The sequence below is a fragment of the Cytophagaceae bacterium genome (genome assembly GCA_016722655.1).
Lineage (GTDB): Bacteria > Bacteroidota > Bacteroidia > Cytophagales > Spirosomataceae > Leadbetterella.
This window is the reverse complement of sequence record JADKIR010000004.1, coordinates 421,344-427,153: the sequence shown is the minus strand read 5'-3', so window position 1 is coordinate 427,153 and position 5,810 is coordinate 421,344. Positions and strand designations below refer to the sequence as shown.

Below are 5,810 nucleotides of genomic sequence, written 5' to 3'. Positions count from 1 at the left end.
AATCCTACTGTTTGGTGCTGTTATTCCTATAACTAAAGCAAAATTTATGCCACTTAATAATTTTTTATGATTTTGATCAGAATTCAATTTAATGGTCAAACCTAAACAAGGAGAGTAAAGGAGAGTTAATGATTATGACTTGTGCTATATTTGTATTTTTCAAAATAATCAAAGAAAAATACAATATTTTATAGATATGGAAGCATTATTAGGCATAATTTTCCACTCCATTGGAGGGTTTTCATCAGGTAGTTTTTATATGCCATTTAAAAAGGTAAAAGGCTGGGCCTGGGAGAGTTTTTGGATAGTAGGAGGGCTTTTTTCCTGGTTAATTGTTCCGCCTTTGGCTGCTTATCTGACCATTGATAATTTTTCAGAAATAATCTCACAATCAGCCACTTCTGTTAAGAAATTTACCTTCATAATGGGTCTTTTATGGGGAATCGGAGGTCTGACATATGGGCTGGGAGTGAGATATTTGGGAATGTCTTTGGGAAATTCTATAGTTTTAGGATTTTGTTCGGCCTTCGGTGCCTTGGTTCCTTCCATTTATTACGATTTTGTTCCAACAGATGGAAAAACTACATTTTCCGATATGTTAAATACACCGGGCGGGCAATTAGTATTATTGGGTGTAATCGTTTGTATCATCGGCATTGCGATATTAGGCTGGGCAGGTATGCTTAAAGAGAAAGATCTTTCTCACGAACAAAAACAAGAATCAGTTAAAGAATTTAATCTTACAAAAGGCCTCATAATTGCCATTATTTCAGGAGTTTTGAGCTCTTTTTTCAACTTTGGAATTGAAGCAGGAAAACCTCTGGCCGATGCCGCAGTGGCTGCCGGAAACAATCCTCTTTTTCAAAATAACGTAACATACATTGTTTTACTTTGGGGAGGTTTAACCACTAATTTCATTTGGTGTATGTACCTCAATTTTAAAAATAAAACTTTTGGTGATTATGTAAATACAAAGACACCTATCGCTTCCAATATTTTGTTTTCAGGTATTGCAGGTACCATGTGGTTTTTGCAGTTTTTCTTTTATGGTATGGGTGAAAGTAAGCTTGGTAATGGAGCTTCATCCTGGATTCTGCACATGGCCACTATTATTCTTACGGCTAATCTCTGGGGTTTTTGGCTGAAAGAATGGAATGGTGTGTCGGCCCGATCTTTCAGGATATTTTTAATCGGAATAGCCATAATGATGTTCTCAATTGTTTTAGTGGGTATCGGTAATTCGATGTAATATTCTTTTTCTCGATTTTATTTTTTATTTTGGCATAAAAATCAAAACAATTATGAAAAAAATCCTTATTTCTCTCCTTGTAATTTTGGTAGTGATTCAGTTTATAAAGCCGGAAAGAAATCTCTCAGATGATAATTCATTTGGAGTATATACCAAATACAATACCTCTCAGGAAGTAAAAGATATTCTATCGGTGGCCTGTAATGACTGTCATAGCAACAAGACCACTTATCCATGGTACGCCAATATTCAGCCGGTTGCGTGGTTTCTTGACCACCATGTGACTGATGGGAAGAAGCACCTTAATTTTTCAGAATTTACTAAAAGGCCTATAGCTGTTCAGAATCATAAATTTGAAGAAGTGATTGAATCTCAGGAGGATAAATGGATGCCACTGGAGTCTTATACCTATTTGGGCTTGCATGCAGGTGCCAAACTTACTGACGAACAAAGGGAGAAAATTATCACATGGGCCCGTGCAAATATGGATTCTTTGAAAGCCCAATACCCAGCCGATAGTCTTGTTTTGAAAAGAAAAAAGCCAGAAGGTAAATAAGTTTCAGAAAAATATTGGAGGTCGTACAAAACACTGTGCGACCTTTTTTGTTTTATTTACGTATCATTTGAAACCTTAATTGATTGATTTTATGCTTAAATTGTATTTTGCTCTACCTCTACTTCTTATTTTTTCTTTGTTTACAGGAATGGAAATCAACCCTGTGTCCACCTCACGATTAGACGCCGGCATGGCTATTTGTCATTCTGAACCATTAAACGATATGCGGCAATGGGCCATGGATCCTGAGTTTCAGGCTTTACATCCGGCTCCGGTTTCAATTATTTTCGAAGGAATTGGTGCCGAAATTACTATGCCAGCAGCGGATGGAATGGAAGCCAAAGGTTATTTGGTAAAAGCTAAAAAGAAAAGCAACAAATGGCTTTTTGTATATCAGGAATGGTGGGGACTCAATGACTATATTCGTCGGGAAGCCGATAAGTTTTACAAAGATTTGGGCGAAAATGTAAACGTACTTGCACTGGATATGTACGACGGGAAATCAACCTCAGACCCGCAGGAAGCGGGAAAATTGATATCCTCAACAAAAGAAGAGCGACTGATAAATATCGTAAAAGCAGGATATGATTTTGCCGGAGCAAAAGCACAGGTAGCCAGCGTAGGCTGGTGTTTTGGGGGCTCGTGGTCATTGCGTTCAGCGATAATTGGCGGTAAAAACAACATTGGCTCCGTGATTTATTATGGAATGCCGGTAGACAAAATCGATGAATTGAAAAAGCTGAATTCCGATGTTTTGGGGCTGTTTGCTACCGAAACCCGCATCTCAAAAGAAGTTATCGAGAAATTTGCCGAAAACATGAAAGCTGCCGGTAAAGGCCTGGAGTACAAAATATTCCCGGGAGTACACGGTTTTGCCAACCCCAGCAACCCAAAATACGACAAAGAAAACGCCGAAGTTGCCTATGGTATGGCTTTGAAGTATCTGAAGGGGAAGTTTTGAGAGGGTTAAGTAGATTTTAATAAAGCCAGGATTAAAGTATTCTGGCTTTTTCTAATCCAATTTGTAAATGATTGGCATATTGTAATACACCCTTACAGGTTTTCCGTCTTGATAGCCTGGTTCCCACTTTGGCATCAATTTGATGACTCTGGTTGCTTCCTGTTCCAGGCTCTCACATAATGGGGTCAATAATTTTATTTCTCCTATCGCACCATCTTTTTCAACCACAAATCTTATAAATATCCTTCCGGATACATTTAGTTTTTGTGCAAGAGCGGGGTATTTAATATTTTCACCCAAAAACCTGTACAATTCTCTTTGATTACATTCTTGAAATTCCTCTGAACCAAGCCTTTTTTTACAATTCCCAATAAAGTGGGGAGCATTTTCAGAAACTAGTAATATTTCATCTTCCAAGATTACTGGTTCCTTGATTTTAACGGTTTTTTCAAGGTCACCTTTGTTGTATATTTTAGTTTGAATCATTGATCCAGTCGAATCATAATAATTTACTTCCCCATCCAGTTTTCCATCGAGATATTTTTCTTCATGTTCAATCTTCCCATTTTCATGAAAATACTGCCATCTTCCTATCGGAGCATCATTTTGATAAAAGTATTTCCTTTCTGTTTGCTTGTTGGAATAAAATCGGTAACCAATTCCTTCTTTTTTCCCATTAACAAAATGATAAATAGCCTTGATTTTTCCTGACGTATCTATCTGAACCCATTTCCCATCTTCCTTGTCATTAACATAATTCCCAATTTCCGTGTCATAGTTGGTATAGATAAGCCTCAGTTCCTTTCCATCCCTTATTTTCAATTTTTTATCTAAAAACCTTGTTTCTCTTAGCATTAATCTTTTTTCAGGATGAAATGTCCTTAAAATATACCTCTTTTCTTTTTCACTGTAAGTAACCATGTAATGATACCAGGCATTAATGATTTTTTCATCTTCACTTTTAAATGGCTCATAGAAATCGTTGAACTCGCTGTTATGCTGGTCAAATGGTCCAAAATATTGACCAAAACAATTATTGAAGATAAAAAATAAAAATAGGAAGGTTATGTAACTTAAATTTTTCATTTATTTGGATATGAATTTTGATTTAAAATGTATAGCAAAACTAAATTAATCTGGTCTTTTTTTGCAGGTTTTTTTTTAAAAATACCTTTAATTGGCTATATAGGATTCTATGTTTCAAATATTCAACTAAAAGTTACATCCTTCTTAATCCGTTTAAGCTTTTTTTTGCCATTTCTGAAAATCTTCCCTACTTTGGGAAATATTTCAACCTCTCCAAATTTTAATGGCTAATCTTAATACCAAACTCAATCAAACCAATACGTATGATGCAATAGTGGTAGGCTCGGGAATGAGCGGAAGCTGGGCGGCAAAAGAACTTTCAGAAAAAGGGCTTAAAACCCTCGTTTTAGAAAAAGGTCGCATGGTCAACCACATTGAAGACTACCCGACTATGAACCATGACCACTGGGATCAGGAGCATCGTGGTGATCTTACTGTGGAAGATCGAAAAAAACACCATATACAGATCAGAAGTGGGTTTGTAGGTGAAGATACCAAGCATTTTTACACCAATGACCTCGAAAATCCTTACCAGGAAGTGCAGCCTTTCGACTGGATCAGAGGACACCAAACCGGCGGTCGAACGCTGATTTGGGGTAAGCAAACCTACCGTTGGAGCGACCTGGACTTTGAAGCCAATGTCCGTGAGGGTATCGCAGTCGATTGGCCAATCAGATACAAAGATATTGCTCCCTGGTATTCTTATGTGGAGAAATTTGTTGGTATAAGCGGAGAAAAATTAGGCTTAAGTCATTTGCCTGACGGCGAGTTTCAGCCGGTAATGCCTCTTAACTGCCTCGAAACTCATTTTAAGCAGCAGGTCATGGGCAAATTCAAGGGTCGCCATGTGACCTCTGGCCGTGTGGCTCACCTTACCGAACCCACAGAAGAACAAATCAAGCTTGGTCGTGGAAAATGTATGAACCGAAATCGATGCTCAAGGGGCTGCCCTTACGGAGCCTATTTTAGTGCGAATGCCGTAACTCTTCCTGCAGCAAATAATACCGGGAATTTTACAATTAGACCAAATTCCGTGGTTTCAGAAGTTTTATATGATTCGGCTACACAAAAAGCCACTGGTGTAAAAGTAATTGATGCCGAAACACTCGAAGAGCATATTTTTAAAGCCCAAATCATATTTCTCAATGCCTCAGCCATGACCACCGCACAGATTTTGCTCAATTCAAAATCTGACCGTTTTCCCAACGGAATGGGTAATGACTCCGGCGAAGTTGGCCACAATATCATGGATCACCATTACCATGTAGGTGCAATGGGCGATTTTGATGGTATGGAAGACCAGTATTACAAAGGCCGCCGGCCAAATGGAATCTTTATTCCGAAGTATGTAAACATTGATGAACAGTCAAAAAATGCCAATTTCCTCCGCGGCTATGACTACCAGGGGAGTGCGTTTAGAAGCAACTGGGGCAGAGGCTCCGATGCCGTAGGAATTGGAGGGGACTTTAAGGAATCACTCTACAAACCGGGTGGATGGAGCATGGCTTTGATGGGATTTGGAGAGGTATTGCCCTACCATGAAAACAAAATGACCCTTGACTTTTCCAAAAAAGACAAGTGGGGCGTGCCTCAAATAGTTTTTGATGCGGGTTTTAAGAAAAATGAGCTCGAAATGCGGAAGCAAATCAAAGCCGATGCTGTTGAAATGCTTGAAACTGCCGGTTTTAAAAATATCGTTCCGTTTGACAATTCCGGAGGCATGGGCGTAGGTGTACACGAAATGGGCACCGCTCGTATGGGTAAAGATCCGAAAACCTCGGTGCTTAATGCAAACAATCAGTTACATGCGGTGAAGAATGTTTTCATTACTGATGGTGCTTGTATGACCAGCTCAAACTGTGTCAATCCTTCGATAACCTATATGGCATTAACCGCCCGTGCGGCCAATTTTGCGGTGGAAGAATTAAATAAGAAGAATTTGTAATCAGATTTTAGTC

5 protein-coding genes are annotated in these 5,810 nt (G+C 38.7%); 4 read left to right on the top strand and 1 reads right to left on the bottom strand.

The window, feature by feature from the left end; genetic code table 11:
• Positions 1-196 precede the first annotated feature (196 nt).
• From rhaT to IPP61_02515, 3 genes are all read left to right on the top strand, one after another.
• Entirely contained in the window at positions 197-1,249 is a 1,053-nt protein-coding gene (rhaT, locus tag IPP61_02525; protein MBL0324048.1) for an L-rhamnose/proton symporter RhaT, read from the top strand.
• 49 nt (positions 1,250-1,298) lie between these two features.
• Positions 1,299-1,805, top strand: a complete 507-nt coding sequence (locus IPP61_02520) for a heme-binding domain-containing protein (GenBank protein MBL0324047.1) — start codon at positions 1,299-1,301, stop codon at positions 1,803-1,805.
• A gap of 91 nt (positions 1,806-1,896) precedes the next feature.
• The gene (locus IPP61_02515) at positions 1,897-2,766 is read left to right on the top strand and encodes a dienelactone hydrolase family protein (GenBank protein MBL0324046.1); all 870 of its coding nucleotides are present in this window, start codon (positions 1,897-1,899) and stop codon (positions 2,764-2,766) included.
• 51 nt (positions 2,767-2,817) lie between these two features.
• Here IPP61_02515 and IPP61_02510 read toward each other — a convergent pair whose 3' ends face one another.
• Complete coding sequence (locus IPP61_02510) at positions 2,818-3,852, bottom strand: energy transducer TonB (GenBank protein MBL0324045.1); 1,035 nt, start codon at positions 3,850-3,852, stop codon at positions 2,818-2,820.
• Between the two features lie 223 nt (positions 3,853-4,075).
• Here IPP61_02510 and IPP61_02505 point away from each other — a divergent pair, with 223 nt between their 5' ends.
• Positions 4,076-5,797 carry a GMC family oxidoreductase gene (locus IPP61_02505; protein MBL0324044.1) on the top strand — a complete coding sequence of 574 codons (1,722 nt, stop codon included), beginning with the start codon at positions 4,076-4,078 and terminating at the stop codon, positions 5,795-5,797.
• The last annotated feature ends 13 nt before the right edge of the window (positions 5,798-5,810 follow it).

Excerpts from the sequence above, each read along its gene's own strand:
- rhaT (MBL0324048.1), top strand. The coding sequence starts at position 197 with ATGGAAGCATTATTAGGCATAATTTTCCACTCCATTGGAGGGTTTTCA.
- IPP61_02515 (MBL0324046.1), top strand. The coding sequence starts at position 1,897 with ATGCTTAAATTGTATTTTGCTCTACCTCTACTTCTTATTTTTTCTTTG.
- IPP61_02510 (MBL0324045.1), bottom strand. The coding sequence starts at position 3,852 with ATGAAAAATTTAAGTTACATAACCTTCCTATTTTTATTTTTTATCTTC.
- IPP61_02505 (MBL0324044.1), top strand. The coding sequence starts at position 4,076 with ATGGCTAATCTTAATACCAAACTCAATCAAACCAATACGTATGATGCA.